The sequence below is a fragment of the Planococcus sp. SE5232 genome, from assembly GCF_050686535.1.
Classification (GTDB): domain Bacteria; phylum Bacillota; class Bacilli; order Bacillales_A; family Planococcaceae; genus Planococcus.
Genome location: NZ_JBOGCP010000002.1, coordinates 289,158 through 305,766 on the forward strand (window position 1 = coordinate 289,158; position 16,609 = coordinate 305,766).

Sequence of the window (16,609 nt, forward strand, 5' to 3'; positions counted from 1 at the left end):
CTATTGATTATGTTTGTTTACATTCTCCACTATAAACAGCATTTGTTGAGGACATATAAAGGCTATGTTAAGAAATTGTAAATTGATTTTTTCTCAATAAAAAACCAGGGAAGTTCTCATTCAAGAGAACTTCCCTGGTTTTTGCTTTACTCGCCTTCCACTATAACTGAATCGCTGTAAGGCGGTTTAATTAGATTAGAGGCGGATCCTGCTTCTTTATTTTTTAGTTCAAAGTATTTATCAGCCGCTGCGCGGGCGATTTCATTGTTGGCTTTTGGCACATTCTTCGGATCGGTCGTGACAAACGGAATCACTACTGCATAGGCGATTTCCGGATTTTCAAATGGTGCGTAGCCGACGTGCGCAATATTGATGGCATAGGCTCCGTTCATTTCATGATCCTTTTCATAGAACCACACTTCGGCTGTTCCGGTTTTCCCGGCTGCCGTATAAGGTGCATCAGCGAACTGGGCTCGAGCCGAGCCGGAACTTCCTATATACACATTGCGCATACCGGTTTGAACCTGATCGATTTCTTCCTGCGTATTATTGATGCGATTCAAGATTTTAGGTTCAATAATGGTTTCGATCGGCCCCAGTGTTTCACCGTCTCTGGAAGCTTTGCGGATTTCTTTGACAACATGCGGCTCCATCCGGAATCCATCATTGGCGATGGTTGAAATATACTGCGCCAATTGCAGCGGTGTATACGTGTCGAACTGCCCAATGGCTAAATCGAGAAGTTTAGGGCCAGGAGAAGTTCCACCAATAAAACCTGGCGCTTCATTCGGCAGATCAATGCCCGTTTTTACGCCAAGTCCAAATTGTGCGAATGAATTCCGCATGACTTCGAAGCTTTTTGGATCCACATACAAACCTCGATTATATTGATATTCGGCTTCTGCAATCTTCAGCGCAATTTTAAACATATAGACGTTGGAAGAACGCTCGATGGCCATCAGATCCGTCATGGGAATGCGGTTGAACAACTGCGTATTGAAAATGGAGTTCTTTTGAGGTGTACTCGCAAATTTCAGCGGTTCATCAATCTGGACTTCATTCAAATCAACTACATCCTGCGAATAACCGGTCAATAGCGTCGCACCTTTGACGGTCGATCCCATTTCATGAGCGGCTGTAAAACTGCCGAACGCGTAATCGTTGATAACCTGCTTGCCGTTTTCATCTTTCCCGAGACGCTTTCCTACCATTGAAAGGACTTCTCCAGTCTGCGGATTCATCATCACCAAGTAAGCATCTTTCACCAATTTAGAACTCGGACCTGCTTTCAACTGGAGCAATTTATCTTCGACAATTTTTTCAAGTTCGCTCTGCAATTCGCTGTCGATAGAAAGAACGAGGTCTTTACCCGCTTCCCCTTCATCTACAGGGAGTGTTTCGATGACGCTTCCTCGACCATCTGTGATATTTTTGACGACCGACTTTTGCCCCTGCAGCACGTCTTCATACTGCTGTTCCAAAAAGCTGATGCCGACGCGGTCGTTGCGCGAGTAATCGCGTGCCAGGTAATAATCCAGTTTATTGGCAGGAATTCCGGTTTCTGGCGTCGTCGTGCTCCCAAGTATCGTCAAATCAGTTGATTTGACGCGTTTCCAATCCGTGACGGTATTGACGCCCTTGAGTTTTGGGTCAGTCAGCCGCTCCGAGACACGCGCAAACTCTTCATCTGTGACGCCCTCATTTTTGATCATTTGGGGAGCCAGTGCATAGCCGGAAGTCATTTCCCGATAGATGGCAAGAATCTCCAAGTCTTCAGCAGTTAAACTCGCCAGTTCTTCGTCAGTGATCTTGTCTCTGACTAAGGAATCCAGCTTACGCTGCTTTTCCTTTTCGGTGATGTCTTCAGCGGCGATTGCCGCTTTTTCTTCATCCGTGACTTTTTTGTTGGCATTTTCGGTGTTCAATTGTATATAAAAATCCTGTTTATCCCGGAGTGTCACTTTGTCATCGTCTTTTTCGATCAAATTCGCCAATTCTTTTGCCACAATCAGCATTTCTTCTCTTTTGGTCGTTTGCATCGCTGTATAAGTGATCGCATTGACCGGTGTGTTGTCGACTTGAATCCGCCCTTCGCTATCAAAGATGCGGCCTCTTGGCACGCTGGTGTTGACAGGGACTTCTTCAGTCCTCGCTATTGCACGCGCGTAGTCTTCTCCTTTAACGATCTGGAGAAACCCTAACCGGAGGATCAGTACGGAAAACAACAAGAAAATGGTGAAAAAGAGGATATTCATCCGAAAGACGGTATTGGACTGCAGTTTCACTCTCGCAAGGGATACGCGTCTTTTTTGAGGCGGTTTCATGAGGCGTTTGCTCCTTTCGCAAAAATATCCACTTCTCAGTATATCATCACACAAAAAAAAGCACACACTTTTTCAGACGAAAAAGTGTGTGCAAAGTTTCAATTAGTGACAATTATTTCGATGTTTCGTAACGGTTGGATACTTCTTCCCAATTCACTACGTTCCAGAATGCATTGATGTAATCCGGACGTTTGTTTTGGTACTTCAAGTAGTAAGCATGCTCCCAAACATCAAGGCCAAGCAATGGCGTTTTGCCTTCCATCAATGGTGAATCCTGGTTAGGAGTTGACGTTACTTCCAATTCGCCGTTAGAAAGAACAAGCCAAGCCCAGCCTGAACCGAAGCGAGTTTTGCCGGCAGCTGCGAATTTTTCTTTAAATTCGTCAAAGCTTCCGAATTTGCTGTTGATTGCTTCGCCAAGAGCGCCAGTCGGGTTGCCGCCGCCGTTTGGAGACAATAGCTTCCAGAATAACGAGTGGTTGGCATGTCCGCCGCCGTTGTTGCGAACTGCAGTACGAATTGATTCAGGTACTGCGTTCAAATCAGAAATCAATTCTTCCACAGATTTTGAAGCTAGATCTTCGTGGCCTTCTAAAGCCGCATTTACGTTCGTAATGTACGTGTTGTGGTGTTTTGTGTGGTGAATGTTCATTGTTTCTTTGTCGATGTGCGGTTCAAGTGCGTCGTACGCGTAAGGTAATTCCGGTAATTCATATGCCATGATAAAATTCCTCCTTGAGTCTATTGGTCTACTCTCTTAGCCTATCAAAATTTTCTGACCTACACAAACATAATGCACGGCAAATCCTTTTATTCAGACCTTTGACTGATTTAACCTGATTTAGCAGTCTGTGGGATTGGACCGGTTCAAATGGTGAAAAAGAAAATAACGACCATGACTACCTGAATGATTCCTTTGGTGAAGACGGACGTGATGAATCCGACGACAGAGCCGATTCCGGAAAGAAACGACTTTTTCAAAGAAGATTTATTGAACAGGATTTCTGCAATGATGGCGCCGACAAATGGACCGATCAGGATGCCGATGATGGGGATGACAAAAGGTCCGATGATCAAGCCGATTGTACTGCCCCATAAGCCGGCTCTGGAACCGCCGAACTTTTTGACGCCAAAGGCATTGGCGATGGCATCCGCTCCGAACAGCAGAATGACGAACAGGCTTTGGATCGCCCAGAACCACCAGGGCAGATCGCTGAAGCTGAAAAACAGCCCATACATGACAAAGCCGCCGAAAATGAACAGCACTGCCGGTATGATCGGGTAAACCAAACCGATAAAACCGATTACGAAACAAAGCAGGATGACAATCCAGCCGATTACCTCCATCTTGTATTCCTCCCTATATATAAAAAAGCTCTCTTCCATCGTGCCCTACATTTTTTAAAATGTAAAGCGTGATGAAAAAGAGCTTTTTGTGTTTTTTGTTATTGCTTTTGCTTTGTGCTTGAAGCGCCCAGATTCTAGTGTCATAAGCCACTCCGGCTATGCGGCAAAGAACGCCGCTTCGCCAGATCGTCTTATGCCCGGCAGAGCTAAACGGGCGCTTCCGCTTTTCTCATTAAGCTCTGTTACCCAAGATCGCTTCTGCGATATTTACTGCGTGGTCACCGATGCGTTCCAGGTTGCTGACGATGTCGACAAAGACGATTCCAGCTTGTGCTGTACATGCGCCTTCGTTCAAGCGCAGGATGTGCTTTTTACGGAATTTGCGCTCCATTTTGTCGATCAGGTCTTCCTGTTCGGCCACTTCACGAGCCAGCTCATGGCTGGTCGTATTTAATGCATTCAATGCTTTTTGGACCGTTGCAATAGTCAATGTAAACATTTCCGTTAAATCTTCCATTGCATCTTCGGTGATTTTCACTTTGTTGTTTTCCTGATAATCGACCAGTTCAATGATGTTTTCAAAATGGTCTCCGATCCGTTCAATATCCCGGACGGTTTCCATCAACATCGTATGGCGAGTGGAATCAGCTGCTGAAATGGATTCAGCTGAAATGAGCACCAGGTAATCTGTGATTTTGCTGTCGAGATTATTGATGGCATCCTCCAGCTGATAACCCATTTCCGCGTTCTTTTTGCTTTTGGTCATCAAATAGGAATAAGTTTCCTGCAATCCTTGGACTGAATACTCGCCCATGCGCAGGATTTCTTCTTTTGCCTGTCCAAGTGCAATTGATGGTGATTGTTCGATGAAATGGATATCGAGATGTTTTGGTTTAAATTCAACCAATACTTCTTCACCCGGGATGGCTTTTGTGACCAAATATGCCCAGGCACCTATTAATGGAAATTGAATAATTGTATTCGCTACGTTAAAGGATCCGTGGGCAAAGGCAATCTGCATTTTCGGTTCTAATGCCAGTACTCCGGATATCCATTCTACGTAAGCGGTAAATGGAATCAATAAAATCAAGAAAATGACCGAACCGACGATATTGAACAGCACGTGCACTGCTGCAGCACGGCGCGCCGCAATTGACGTCCCTAACGCTGCAAGGACGGCTGTAATGGTCGTTCCGATGTTATCTCCGAACAGAACCGGCAAGGAAGCTGCAAGCGTCAGGATGTTCTCATCGTAAAGCCCTTGCAGAATTGCGACTGTACCACTGGAGCTCTGAACAATCAGCGTAAATACTGTACCGACGACAACGCCAAGAATCGGGAATTCACTTAGACTGATCGTCATATCGATGAAGGCCGGCAATTCACGAAGCGGCTTCATGCCCCCGCTCATTAGTTCCATACCGTAGAAAAGTCCACCAAAACCGAAAATGACCTGTCCGATGTTTTGAATCTGATTTTTCTTTAAGAAGAAAATCATTGCGGCTCCGACTGCCATGATCGGTAAAGCGTAAGCTCCGACATCCAGCCCGATGATGAAGGCTGTGACAGTAGTACCGATATTCGCACCCATGATGACACCAATTGCCTGTCTCAATGTCATAAACCCGGCACTAACCAATCCAACAACGATTACGGTCGTACCTGAACTTGATTGAATTAAGATGGTTACGATTATCCCGACCAGGACACCCATGAATGGATTTGTCGTAAAGCGGTCCAGGATGTCGCGAAGTTTATCGCCTGCTGCTTTCTGCAAAGCATCACCCATAAACTTAATCGAAAATAGGAAAATCCCTAATCCGCCAAAAAAGGAAAAGAGGATTTCTTGCCAGTTCATTTCCACGATACTTATTCAACTCCTAAATTTCATATTCACACCTAACCTATTATGAATAGTTTACTTAGAATTTGTAAACACCTTTATTTAAAATTTACATTCCCGTAACAAAGCAGGATTTTTTTCTTCTTCCGACATGGTACGATTATTATATAGATGAAAGGAAGATGATCGTGAATATATATCAATTATTCAAAGCGAGTTTGATGGAACCTAAAAGACAGGCAGCCGTCCGTATTATGACCATCGGCAAAATTATGCAGTTTATTTTTGTTTTTGTGGCTCTTTTGACAGTCGCCTCTTTTGTTGAATGGACCCTCGGTTTAGGTGATACGACCAGCAGTATAGACGGCCTCATTGAATTTGTGGAGGATATTGAATGGCTGCTTTACCCCTTTGCTTTGATTTTTTTATTTGTTTCCACTACTCTTTATCATTTCATCAAGATCAGTTTGTTCGCGCTGATTGGCTTGTGGATATTAAACGCCAGAAAACGCCGCGGTGAATACCGACACTTATGGAGAACGGCCGCTCTCAGTGTCACAGTTCCGACATTGCTGGCATTTATTTTAAGCTTTTTTGATTTCGGCTTGGGCGTTTCACTTGCCACCAGCCTGCTGACCATCCTGTATTTGTATTTGGCTGTCGGTTATTATCCAAAAAAACCACCGATGCAAAAGACACAAACAGTACGTTAAATTATTGTAAAGAACGGTGATAATCAGCCGTCTTTCTTGTCTTTTTGAGCGCTACACTGCTAAAATGGCTATAGGTAACGGAATAGAGCCGACAACTTTTGGGAAATCCGACAGTTGCTGGACAAAGATATGTGAGCCGATAGAACAGGCCACCATCAAAAAGGAGAGATTTTTTCATGAGCGAAATGACACACCGTTCAAAGACACGCCCCGTAAGAGTCGGAGATTTGACGATCGGCGGCAGCAATGAATTATTTATACAGAGTATGGCAACCACCAAAACGCACGATGTAGAAGCGACTGTGGCTGAAATTCTGCGTCTGGAAGAAGCAGGATGCCAGATAGTCCGTGTAGCCTGCCCGGATGAGCGAGCTGCGTATTCGATCGGCGCCATCAAAGAACGCATTAATATTCCACTCGTAGTGGATATCCATTTTGATTATAAATTGGCTTTGATCGCTATTGAACAAGGTGCAGACAAAATCCGCATCAACCCAGGCAACATCGGACGCCGCGAAAAAGTGGAAGCTGTTGTCAATGCCGCAAAAGCAAAAGGCATTCCGATCCGTATCGGCGTCAACGCTGGTTCATTGGAACGCAAAATCCTTGAGAAATACGGCTATCCAACAGCTGAAGGCATGGTTGAAAGTGCCCTTCACCACATTAAGATCCTGGAAGATCTTGATTTCCATGACATCATCGTTTCATTGAAAGCATCAGATGTCAGCCTGGCTGTCGAGGCCTATGAGTTAGCTTCAAAAGCGTTCGATTATCCCTTGCATCTCGGAATCACGGAATCTGGTACCTTGTTTTCCGGCACAGTGAAAAGTGCTGCCGGCCTTGGAGCGTTATTCGCCAAAGGCATTGGCAACACACTTCGGGTTTCATTGAGTGCTGATCCAGTCGAGGAAGTTAAAGTGGCGCGTGAAATGCTGAAGATTTTCGGCCTTTCCTCTAACGCAGCAACCCTGATTTCATGCCCGACTTGCGGACGCATCGAAATCGACTTGATTGCAATCGCCAACGAAGTGGAAGAATACATCTCCCACATCAAAGCGCCATTGAAAGTGGCTGTTCTCGGCTGTGCAGTCAACGGACCGGGTGAAGCACGTGAAGCGGATATCGGCATCGCCGGTGCACGCGGCGAAGGCTTGCTGTTCATGCACGGCAAAACCGTCCGGAAAGTTCCGGAAGAAACCATGGTCGACGAATTGAAGGTCGAAATCGATAAATTGGCGGAAGAGTATTTCGCGAAGCAAGCTGCAGAGAAAAAAGAAAAAGAAATGGAACAACAACAAGTATAAGGTTGTGAGCACATTGAGATACCGTTTTGGAATTGATATTGATGGGACTGTGACTTCACCAACGTCGCTCATCCCTCACATAAATGAAAAGTTCAAGAGTGAATTGACATTGGATGATATCAAGGAATATGATTTGACCGCTGCCCTTCCCCATCTGGCTCAGGGTGAATTCTATTCCTGGTTCCGGGATTCCGAGCCGCAGATTTACGCGGCTTCACCGGTTTCGGAAAATGCCAAGAACATCCTGAACAACTGGAAAGACCAATATGAACTGTATTACATTTCAGCCAGAGGTGACAATGTCCGCGACGTCACTTTCGATTGGTTCGCAGAACATGCCATCGCCTATGACCATATCGAGTTGATCGGCTCCCATAAGAAAATCGAAACAGCGAAGCGTCACAATGTCCATTTGTTCTTCGAGGACAAACATGATAATGCCGTGGAGATCGCAGAAGAGCTGGATATCCCAGTTGTCCTGTTCGACACCCCTTATAACCGGCAGCCGGTACCTGACAACGTCATACGCGTTTACGATTGGCTCGAAGCGAATGAATGGGTCAAAAATGAATTCAGCATCCAGAAGACATTGAGCGGCAAATAGCAGTTGATACCAACAAAAAGCGAGAGTGGGTTTTTCCCACTCTCGCTTTTATTTGCATTCCGGACATTTTCCGTATATTTCAAACTTATGGTTGGCGATTTCGTATGCCGGCAAGGCGGCTCCGAGCATATCCATCGGACACACCGGAATTTCTTTTATCTTGCCGCAATCCATGCAGATGAAATGGTGATGATGGTGATCACTTTCACATTGCATGCGGAAATGGCGCTCACCTGACAATTCCGTTTCTTCCAATATGCCAAGCGATACAAAAGTCGCCAAATTGCGGTACACCGTGTCATAGCTCATGCTTGGATAATCCTTTTGCATGACATCCAGCAAATCCCTCGCCGTTAAATAACGTTCGTCATTGGCGAACAACTCCAGAATCTGATTGCGTTTTGATGTTTCCTTAAAACCGTTTTCCTTCAGGATATTCCATGCATTGGTTAAATTCATGCGATCGCTCCTTTTTTAAGTGAAACCATGATCTTTTTATAGGCAATGACCAAAAGCAACAGGAATATAGAAGTGACGACAATTGTGCCGCCCGGTGCCAAATCAAAATAAAAGGCAGTGACAAGCCCCGTGATGACCGAAATCTCACCGAAGACGATAGACAGGATAATTGTCTGTTTAAAGCTTTTAGTCACCCGCATGGCAGTTGCCACCGGAATCGTCATCAACGAAGACACCAAAAGAATGCCGACAATGCGCATAGACCCGGCAATGACCAATGCCGTAACGATCATGAAGATAAAGTGAATCCATTTTGCAGGCAGGCCGGATGCTCTCGCGTATTCGTCATCAAAAGACAACACAAATAATTCTTTGAAAAAGAAATAGATGAATGCCAATACTACTACTGCTATTGCGGCAACAATCAACAAGTCTTCCCTGCTGACAGCTGAAACCGAGCCGAACAAATATCCGAACAAGTCATTTGAAAAACCTTCCGCCAGGGAAATGAAGATTGCCCCGAAGCCGATGCCGGCTGATAAAATGATTGGAATCGCCAGTTCTTCGTAATGCTTGTACAGGCTTCTCAATCGCTCAATCAGTACCGAACCGGCTACTGACGCCGCAATCCCAAGAAACAGCGGGTTCAATAATGCCAGTGAAGCAACGCTTTGGCTTAAATAGAGGCTCCCTGCTATCCCTGCAAGCGTTACATGGCTTAAAGCGTCTGCAATCAACGAAAGCCTGCGGACAACGATAAAGACGCCGAGAAGCGGCGCAATGACCCCGATGATCAATCCGGCCGCAAAGGCGTTCTGTAAAAATTCGTAGGATAATATAGCTTCGATCATGCGTGGCTTCCTCCGATATGGTGAATTTTCCGGACAGAATGGCCGTACCACGCTTCACGCTGTTCATCGCTCATCGTGTGAAGCTGTTCTTTGAATCCGTGGAAATGAATGGTCTGGTTTAAACAGGCCACATGCGTGATCCGGTCTGTCACTGTATCGACATCGTGCGTCACCAATACCAGTGTGATATTCTTGTCACGATTCAGTGAAGCCAGCATGTCATAGAATGCCTGGACATTCTGATGGTCGACACCGACAGTCGGTTCATCAAGAATCAGGATCTTCGGTTTAGCAACCAATGCGCGGGCGATGAAAATCCGTTGCTGTTGGCCCCCCGACAGCTCACTGACGCTCCGGCCCATAAAGTCCTGCATGCCAACCGCTTCCAGTGCTTCTGCTACCTCTTGATGGGCAGATTTCGGCAAACGATGGAACAACCCGGTTTTCTTAGCCAGACCGCCTGCTACAACTTCTTCAACTGTCGCGGGAAATCCTGAGTTGAACGAATTGGATTTTTGGGAGACATAGCCGATCCATTCGCGGTTCTTGAAATTTTTCGCGTCTACGCCGAAAAGCTCAATTTTCCCTTTGCTCGGTTTCATGAGCCCCAGCATTATTTTCAGCAAAGTCGATTTCCCGGAGCCGTTCGGACCCAAAATTGCCAGAAAATCGCCTTCCTCCACTTTCATGGAAATGTTATCAAGTGCTTTTGTTTGTTCATATTCAAAGCTGATGTCTTTAATGTCAATCAATGGCGCGACCATTGTGTCGCCTCTTTTCTAATTAATAATGATTACGATTTACCTTAAGAAAGTATAGTAGAGTTCACCGGTATTGTAAATAGATTGAGCTTAAATAACTTCGCAGCCCGTGATCTCTTTTCTGTAATCCATAAAATAAGAAGCTGAAGGCAGCCCCTTAAAATCGGGCCAGTCTCCAGCTTCAATATCTTACATCCTATAGTGGCGATTTTAACTCTTCGATGGCACCTGGTGAAAAGATGCCCGCTTTGAACATTTCGATTTCAAATGCATACGGTGGTTTCTTATTTTTGGCATCCAGTCCGACATAAGGCGTCTCGAGGATTTTCGGTACATGCATAAGATCCGGATGATGGACAATTCCATTCAAGGCATCAAAGCCGATTTCACCAAAGCCGATATTTTCGTGGCGGTCCTTGCCAGCTCCGCGAACATTTTTGCTGTCGTTGATGTGAAGTACTTGAAGCCGCTCGATACCGACAATGCGATCGAACTCTTCCAGCACGCCATTGAAATCTTCTTTGATGTTATAGCCTGCATCATGCGTATGGCAAGTGTCAAAGCACACGGATAAGCGCTCGTTATGCGTCACGCCATTAATGATCGCGGCGATTTCCTCAAAACTGCGGCCACATTCCGTGCCTTTTCCAGCCATGGTTTCAAGTGCGATGTTGACCGGATAATCCTGCGTCAGCACTTCGTTCAAACCCTCGATGATTTTTGCGATTCCCGCATCTGCTCCAGCTCCGACATGGGCACCTGGATGCAGAACGATTTGTTTTGCTCCGAGAGCCGCTGTCCGCTCGATTTCCTTTTGAAGAAATTCTACCCCATGAGCGAAGGTTTCAGGTTTTTGGGTATTGCCTAAATTGATGATGTACGGCGCATGGACGACAATATTCGTTAAATTATTGGCGGCCATATGGGCAAGCCCTGCATCGATATTCAATTCTTCAATCGGTTTGCGGCGCGTGTTTTGCGGGGCACCGGTATAGATCATGAAAGTCGACGCTCCGTAGGAAGCGGCTTCTTCGCTTGCTGCAAGCAGCATTCCTTTGCCGCTCATTGATACGTGAGATCCTAATAGCATGAAACTATCTCCTTACTTTTTGCGATTTTTGCGTCGTTCCATTTTTTTGATTTCGTCCATTTTCCACTTCATTTTCTTCTTGTACATCGGTTTTACCGCTTTTGGTTTATGCACCATGGTTTTTGCTTTCGCGTCCGCTTCATTCGTTGTTCTTGTACGGGTCGTACGGCTATGGCGCTCTTTCAAATCGACGAATTCGCCTTTGACGATATCTTTTTGCTGGAAAGGAATGCCCATTTTTTCAATCCGGACGATTGCGTCGTCGTCTTCTGGTTTGAATAACGTTATGGCTACCCCTTTCATCCCTGCGCGAGCCGTACGGCCAACACGATGGATAAAGAACTCCAGGTCTTCCGGCAACTCATAGTTGATGACATGGCTGACGCCCTGAATATCGATTCCACGAGCTGCAAGGTCTGTCGCAACGATGTATTGATATTCAAGATCACGGATCTGCCGCATCATCTTAACGCGTTCACGTGGAGCCAAGTCGCCATGGACACGGCCGACACGGATGCCTTCTTTCGCCAATTGGTCAGCAACATAATCCGCATTCGTGCGGGTATTGACGAAAATGATGGCCAAATAAGGATTGATGACTTTCATAACATCCTGCAGGCGCTCCATTTTCTTTTTGCTGCGGACAGGAACCAAATAAAAGTCCAGTCCGTCTGCAGTCGGACGCTTATCGCCGATTTTCACATGGATTGGCGACTCCATGTATTTTTTCAGGAAAGGTTTCAATTTTTCTGGAATAGTCGCTGAAAAAACGTACATCTCCAATTTTTCCTGCATTTTGCCTGCTACTTGATCGATTTCCTCGATAAATCCAAGGTCGAAAGCAAGGTCCGCTTCATCCACTACAAGAATTTTGCCAGTGTGCACCAAAAGAGCATTTTCTTTGACGAGGTCTCTCAGGCGCCCAGGTGTTCCGATAACGATATGAGGCTGTGTTTTCAATTTATTGATTGAACGTTGCTTGTCTGTTCCACCGATAAACGATTTCACTTCAATGCCGGATCCGACAACCAGTTTCTGCAACTCGTTGAAGATCTGCGTTCCAAGTTCACGTGTCGGTGCTGCGATTACCGCCTGCACTTCCTGTTTGCTGACGTCGATGCGTTCTACGATCGGAATAATGAAACTATGCGTTTTTCCAGTCCCAGTATGGGATTGGCCAATTGCACTTGAGCCTTTCAATATATGGGGCATCATTTCCTTTTGGATCGGTGTCGGTTCTGTAAACCCGAGTTTTTCTACCGCTTCCAATAGAAACGGTTTGAATGGATATTCGTTGAATTTTGTCATGGGATTAAATTCCCTCCTTACGCTCTAGACATTATAGCATAAAATAGGGACATTACGCGATGCAACTTTTGTAAAGCTATGCCGTCTCCGTTATAATGAATGTATGATTTTGAAAGGAGCGCGGTACTTGATGAAGGTTATGAAAATATCGCCAAGAGGATATTGCTACGGAGTGGTCGATGCCATGGTCATCGCAAAGAATGCTGCGATGGACGAAACTTTGCCACGCCCCATTTATATACTAGGAATGATTGTCCACAATAAACATGTGACAGATGCGTTTGAAGAAGACGGCATCATCACATTGGACGGCACAAACCGCTTGGAAATTTTAGAAAAAGTCGAAACCGGTACTGTGATTTTCACAGCCCACGGTGTCTCTCCGCAAGTCCGAGAACTGGCACGGCGCAAAGGTCTGGTGTCAATTGATGCCACCTGCCCTGACGTCACCGTGACGCACGACTTGATCCGCGAGAAGACAGCTGATGGCTATCAGATCGTCTATATCGGCAAAAGTGGACATCCGGAACCGGAAGGTGCAATCGGCGTCGCGCCGGACATGGTCCATTTAGTGGAATCTGTAGAAGACGTCAACCGTCTGGAAATCGATGCTGAAAAAATTATCGTCACCAACCAAACGACAATGAGCCAGTGGGACGTTGTCGACATGATGAAACGCCTGAAGGAGAAATTCCCGCATTCCGAAGTTCATAAGGAAATTTGCCTGGCTACCCAGGTGCGCCAGGAAGCTGTTGCGCAGCAGGCCGGCGAAGCGGATCTATTGATCGTCATCGGTGATCCGATGAGCAATAACTCGAACCGATTGGCCCAGGTGTCTCAAGACATCGCTGGAACTCCTGCCTACCGTATTTCGGATCTATCCGAACTGAAATTGGACTGGCTGGAAGGCGTTGAAACCGTCGGCATTACAGCAGGCGCTTCCACGCCGACACCGATCGTCAAAGAAGTGATGAAGTTCCTGGATCTTTATGACCCGGCTGACCCGAGCACCCATGCACTGACACGGTCTGTGCCGCTCAATAAAATTCTTCCGAAAATCAAGCATCCGAAACCATCGGATCGCATCGAGCCGTATCCGATAAACGAATAAAACATAAGGCTGCCCTAAAAGTTAGTTTCCTGACTTTTGGAGGCAGCCTTTTCTTTAGGTTCTGTATGATCGATATGTTAGGAAATTTTTCATTTCATTAATTGCAAGACCTGTTCTTTAGTGGGCAATGAAGAGAGTGCCCCTTTACCTGTAGTAGCTAAAGCTCCGCTCGCATTTGCAAATGCCAGTATTTCTTTATGGTGCTCACTTATTAAAAACTCTACATCAGCTTGTTGTGCATGCAGATCCAAAAGCTGGTACAAGAAACCGCCAATGAATGCATCTCCTGCACCAGTGGTGTCCTCTACTTCCACAGAATATCCCATAGATGAATATTTTTTGTGTTGTACGTGAATATCTGCTCCTTCCGCCCCTTTAGTCAAGACTACTGCTAGTACATCCCCTGTAAACAAAGACCGGACAGCTTTTTGTTCATCCGCTATGCCTGTAACAAACTCCAGTTCTTCGTCGGAGATTTTAACAATATGCGCCATCGGGAGAAATCCCAAAATTGTCTTCCGGCATTCCTGTGGATCTTCCCAAAGAGCCAGACGCACGTTTGGATCGAAACTAATGATTCCGCCACGCATTTTGGCTGCTTGAATCGCCTTGATATGTGCTTGTTTCATCGGACTCTTGACTAAGTCTACAGAACAAAAGTGCAAAAAATCCCCTTGGTTGAACCAGTCGGCATCTATTTCTGAATCTTCAAGAAGCAGATCTGCCGAAGGATTTCTATAAAACGAAAAGTCGCGCTCTCCATCTTCGCGCAATGACACAAAGGCAAGACCGGTATTCGCCTCCTTTGTTCTTGAAATCTTATCTGTTTCGACACCGAACTTTATCAATTGTTCCAATAGGTAATCACCGAAGGCATCTTCCCCTAATTTGGTGATCAGCGAAGCAGTTCCGCCAAACTTTGCTACCGCAACAGCTACATTTGCTGGGGCACCACCAGGAACCCGCGTAAAAGAAACGACGTCTTTTAATGCGGATCCTTTTTCGTGGGGGATAAAGTCGATTAAGATTTCACCAATCGAAAATAATTTTCCCATTCAGCACCTCTCCCTCTTTAATCGCCACGCTATCAATAGTCCCATTTCACTGCTTTAAACGCTGCGGTTCCACCCGTTGCAAAAAAACGAATTTCCTTGCTTTTTCTATCCGGGAAAATACGGGAAGTGAATACTTCTGCTCCATCGTTCACAAAAATTTCGACAGATGAAGCATCAACGAACAAATGGAACTTGTATACGGTTTCAGTCATTCCGCATTTTCTTTCAGTTCCAAACGTGCTGCCGATTACTTGGCCTGACAGTGTACGATCCAGTATAACTTTCCCTTGCATCACATCATATTTGATCACCGTTTTTTCTTCTTCTCCCGCACGGAATTCTATTCCGTATTCTAAGGCATCCCCTTGTTCAAACTCACATATAAGTTCGTAAGTGACGCCAGAAAATCCATCATACGCTTTCTTTTCATGTGAAATTCTATCCGTTGCTTCGACTTTCGTTTTACGAAGTGACTGAAGTTCCTGAACAGGTTTTTGTATGATCTTTCCATCTTGAACCACTAATTCTCTTGGAAGGGTCAAACAGTGTGCCCATCCATTTATATCGCTGGGATACTCGATTTCAGGCAATCCCATCCAGGCGACCATAAGACGTCTGCCCTCTGGATCTTCCATGGTATGAGGCGCATAAAAATCAAAACCCCTGTCGAGTTCTACAAAGTTTCCATGAGCCAATTCCTGTAGTTGCAGATTTATCTTCTTGCCCAGCACGTAACCCGCCTGGTAAATATTTTGATACAGATCCCCTTCCGGTTCCAGCCCTTGCGGAGAGAAAATCAGAACACCTTGATTTTCTATCTCAAAATAATCCGGACATTCCCACATAAAACCAAATAAATCCAATGCGGTAGCAAGTTCTCCTTCAAAATTCCATTCCAGCAAGTCCGATGAACTTAATAGACAGACACATCCGGTTTTATCGGTCCTTTGCGCTCCAATCACCGCATAAAACCTTTCTCCCTCTTTCCATAATTTCGGATCACGGAAATGCTCTGTATATCCCACCGGAACTTTATCGAGAACTGATTTTTCCAATTTGATGATGTTTTCTTGTGCATCCATAATGGCTATGCATTGATGTGGATGTCTCTCAAAATTCTCATCCCGCGTATTGCCCGTATACAATAAATAGATATTTCCGTTATGCTCAATGGCACTTCCGGAATAGGCTCCATGGCTGTCAAAATAATCGTCTGGTTGGATGGCTATTCCGACATTCTTCCAGTTTACAAGATCTGTGGATTTGGTATGGTACCAATATTTCAACCCATGAAAAGGACCTAACGGATGCCATTGATAAAACAGATGGTATTCCCCGTTATAGTAACAGAAACCATTCGGATCATTGAGAAGCCCTGAAACTGGTTGAATATGGAACGTTTGCCGCCACGAGCAGCCATTGACCCTTAAAATCAGCATGTCTATCTCTTTTTGGCTCACCTGATCGAGTCGGATGTATTTTTTCTCTCGTTGTAATTCCATCTCTTGTTTATTCTCCTTTTAGTAAAAGCAAAATCTTTCGATGAAACCCTTTCCCCCGCTGAAAATCCTTTATGGAAGCGCTTCCATAAAGGATTTTCAAAATTCACCTTTCTTCCTGGCATCTGCAGTTGTTAAATAAAGATAACTCGAATGGATCGATAAGAACGATTTTGTTCGGTGATGTTTGAAATGAGGATGATATTCGTTCGTGGCAACGCAACTTCGTTTTAATTTCTACCTTATTATACCATAAAAAACCCCAATCAGCTTATCAGATAACCTGGAAAACAAGCTAGTTAATCAATATATGAATGCAAAAAAGAAGAGGCCACAGCCT

Annotated in this window: 15 protein-coding genes; 4 read left to right on the forward strand and 11 right to left on the reverse strand. The window is 45.2% G+C overall.

All coding sequences use genetic code 11. The annotated features are described in order from the left end of the window. Positions 1 to 146: 146 nt before the first annotated feature. From ACRC6Q_RS10280 to ACRC6Q_RS10295, 4 genes are all read right to left on the reverse strand, one after another. A complete protein-coding gene (locus ACRC6Q_RS10280; RefSeq protein ID WP_431466471.1) occupies positions 147 to 2,324 on the reverse strand; it encodes a peptidoglycan D,D-transpeptidase FtsI family protein in 2,178 nt (725 codons plus the stop codon). A 112-nt stretch (positions 2,325 to 2,436) separates the two neighbouring features. Beyond that, positions 2,437 to 3,045, reverse strand: a complete 609-nt coding sequence (locus tag ACRC6Q_RS10285) for a superoxide dismutase (RefSeq protein ID WP_223637910.1) — start codon at positions 3,043 to 3,045, stop codon at positions 2,437 to 2,439. Positions 3,046 to 3,191: 146 nt separating this feature from the next. After that, positions 3,192 to 3,671, reverse strand: a complete 480-nt coding sequence (locus ACRC6Q_RS10290) for a DUF456 domain-containing protein (RefSeq protein WP_223637914.1) — start codon at positions 3,669 to 3,671, stop codon at positions 3,192 to 3,194. 232 nt (positions 3,672 to 3,903) lie between these two features. Then, entirely contained in the window at positions 3,904 to 5,535 is a 1,632-nt protein-coding gene (locus tag ACRC6Q_RS10295; RefSeq protein WP_223637916.1) for a Na/Pi cotransporter family protein, read from the reverse strand. 167 nt (positions 5,536 to 5,702) lie between these two features. Here ACRC6Q_RS10295 and ACRC6Q_RS10300 point away from each other — a divergent pair, with 167 nt between their 5' ends. From ACRC6Q_RS10300 to ACRC6Q_RS10310, 3 genes are all read left to right on the forward strand, one after another. Next, positions 5,703 to 6,227, forward strand: coding sequence for a DUF1189 family protein (locus ACRC6Q_RS10300; protein ID WP_223637921.1), 525 nt, complete (start codon positions 5,703 to 5,705; stop codon positions 6,225 to 6,227). A 176-nt stretch (positions 6,228 to 6,403) separates the two neighbouring features. Then, positions 6,404 to 7,531 carry a flavodoxin-dependent (E)-4-hydroxy-3-methylbut-2-enyl-diphosphate synthase gene (gene ispG / locus ACRC6Q_RS10305; protein WP_317851921.1) on the forward strand — a complete coding sequence of 376 codons (1,128 nt, stop codon included), beginning with the start codon at positions 6,404 to 6,406 and terminating at the stop codon, positions 7,529 to 7,531. 13 nt (positions 7,532 to 7,544) lie between these two features. Next, complete coding sequence (locus tag ACRC6Q_RS10310; RefSeq protein WP_223637924.1) at positions 7,545 to 8,135, forward strand: hypothetical protein; 591 nt, start codon at positions 7,545 to 7,547, stop codon at positions 8,133 to 8,135. 48 nt (positions 8,136 to 8,183) lie between these two features. Here ACRC6Q_RS10310 and ACRC6Q_RS10315 read toward each other — a convergent pair whose 3' ends face one another. The 5 genes from ACRC6Q_RS10315 to ACRC6Q_RS10335 form a co-directional block, all read right to left on the reverse strand. Further along, positions 8,184 to 8,594: a Fur family transcriptional regulator gene (locus ACRC6Q_RS10315; RefSeq protein ID WP_223637927.1), complete on the reverse strand. Its 411-nt coding sequence runs from the start codon at positions 8,592 to 8,594 to the stop codon at positions 8,184 to 8,186. Beyond that, positions 8,591 to 9,445: a metal ABC transporter permease gene (locus ACRC6Q_RS10320; RefSeq protein ID WP_223637930.1), complete on the reverse strand. Its 855-nt coding sequence runs from the start codon at positions 9,443 to 9,445 to the stop codon at positions 8,591 to 8,593. Before ACRC6Q_RS10320 ends, ACRC6Q_RS10315 begins: the two co-directional genes overlap by 4 nt. Further along, on the reverse strand, positions 9,442 to 10,209 hold the full coding sequence (locus tag ACRC6Q_RS10325) for a metal ABC transporter ATP-binding protein (protein ID WP_431466472.1): 768 nt from the start codon (positions 10,207 to 10,209) through the stop codon (positions 9,442 to 9,444). Before ACRC6Q_RS10325 ends, ACRC6Q_RS10320 begins: the two co-directional genes overlap by 4 nt. 193 nt (positions 10,210 to 10,402) lie before the next feature. Continuing rightward, complete coding sequence (locus tag ACRC6Q_RS10330; protein ID WP_223637935.1) at positions 10,403 to 11,296, reverse strand: deoxyribonuclease IV; 894 nt, start codon at positions 11,294 to 11,296, stop codon at positions 10,403 to 10,405. Positions 11,297 to 11,308: 12 nt separating this feature from the next. Beyond that, on the reverse strand, positions 11,309 to 12,604 hold the full coding sequence (locus tag ACRC6Q_RS10335; RefSeq protein ID WP_223637938.1) for a DEAD/DEAH box helicase: 1,296 nt from the start codon (positions 12,602 to 12,604) through the stop codon (positions 11,309 to 11,311). Between the two features lie 130 nt (positions 12,605 to 12,734). Here ACRC6Q_RS10335 and ACRC6Q_RS10340 point away from each other — a divergent pair, with 130 nt between their 5' ends. After that, positions 12,735 to 13,715 carry a 4-hydroxy-3-methylbut-2-enyl diphosphate reductase gene (locus tag ACRC6Q_RS10340; RefSeq protein WP_223637940.1) on the forward strand — a complete coding sequence of 327 codons (981 nt, stop codon included), beginning with the start codon at positions 12,735 to 12,737 and terminating at the stop codon, positions 13,713 to 13,715. Between the two features lie 89 nt (positions 13,716 to 13,804). Here ACRC6Q_RS10340 and ACRC6Q_RS10345 read toward each other — a convergent pair whose 3' ends face one another. Both ACRC6Q_RS10345 and ACRC6Q_RS10350 read right to left on the reverse strand, forming a co-directional pair. Beyond that, complete coding sequence (locus ACRC6Q_RS10345) at positions 13,805 to 14,770, reverse strand: carbohydrate kinase family protein (protein ID WP_431466473.1); 966 nt, start codon at positions 14,768 to 14,770, stop codon at positions 13,805 to 13,807. A 32-nt stretch (positions 14,771 to 14,802) separates the two neighbouring features. Further along, positions 14,803 to 16,272: a glycoside hydrolase family 32 protein gene (locus tag ACRC6Q_RS10350; RefSeq protein ID WP_431466474.1), complete on the reverse strand. Its 1,470-nt coding sequence runs from the start codon at positions 16,270 to 16,272 to the stop codon at positions 14,803 to 14,805. Positions 16,273 to 16,609 lie beyond the last annotated feature (337 nt).

What these genes read in the sequence shown, in the direction of transcription:
- ACRC6Q_RS10350 (WP_431466474.1), bottom strand. Translation starts at nt 16,272, where the DNA reads ATGGAATTACAACGAGAGAAAAAATACATCCGACTCGATCAGGTGAGC.
- ACRC6Q_RS10320 (WP_223637930.1), bottom strand. Translation starts at nt 9,445, where the DNA reads ATGATCGAAGCTATATTATCCTACGAATTTTTACAGAACGCCTTTGCG.
- ACRC6Q_RS10335 (WP_223637938.1), bottom strand. Translation starts at nt 12,604, where the DNA reads ATGACAAAATTCAACGAATATCCATTCAAACCGTTTCTATTGGAAGCG.
- ACRC6Q_RS10315 (WP_223637927.1), bottom strand. Translation starts at nt 8,594, where the DNA reads ATGAATTTAACCAATGCATGGAATATCCTGAAGGAAAACGGTTTTAAG.
- ACRC6Q_RS10345 (WP_431466473.1), bottom strand. Translation starts at nt 14,770, where the DNA reads ATGGGAAAATTATTTTCGATTGGTGAAATCTTAATCGACTTTATCCCC.
- ACRC6Q_RS10290 (WP_223637914.1), bottom strand. Translation starts at nt 3,671, where the DNA reads ATGGAGGTAATCGGCTGGATTGTCATCCTGCTTTGTTTCGTAATCGGT.
- ACRC6Q_RS10280 (WP_431466471.1), bottom strand. Translation starts at nt 2,324, where the DNA reads ATGAAACCGCCTCAAAAAAGACGCGTATCCCTTGCGAGAGTGAAACTG.
- ACRC6Q_RS10330 (WP_223637935.1), bottom strand. Translation starts at nt 11,296, where the DNA reads ATGCTATTAGGATCTCACGTATCAATGAGCGGCAAAGGAATGCTGCTT.
- ACRC6Q_RS10325 (WP_431466472.1), bottom strand. Translation starts at nt 10,209, where the DNA reads ATGGTCGCGCCATTGATTGACATTAAAGACATCAGCTTTGAATATGAA.
- ACRC6Q_RS10340 (WP_223637940.1), top strand. Translation starts at nt 12,735, where the DNA reads ATGAAGGTTATGAAAATATCGCCAAGAGGATATTGCTACGGAGTGGTC.
- ACRC6Q_RS10285 (WP_223637910.1), bottom strand. Translation starts at nt 3,045, where the DNA reads ATGGCATATGAATTACCGGAATTACCTTACGCGTACGACGCACTTGAA.
- ispG (WP_317851921.1), top strand. Translation starts at nt 6,404, where the DNA reads ATGAGCGAAATGACACACCGTTCAAAGACACGCCCCGTAAGAGTCGGA.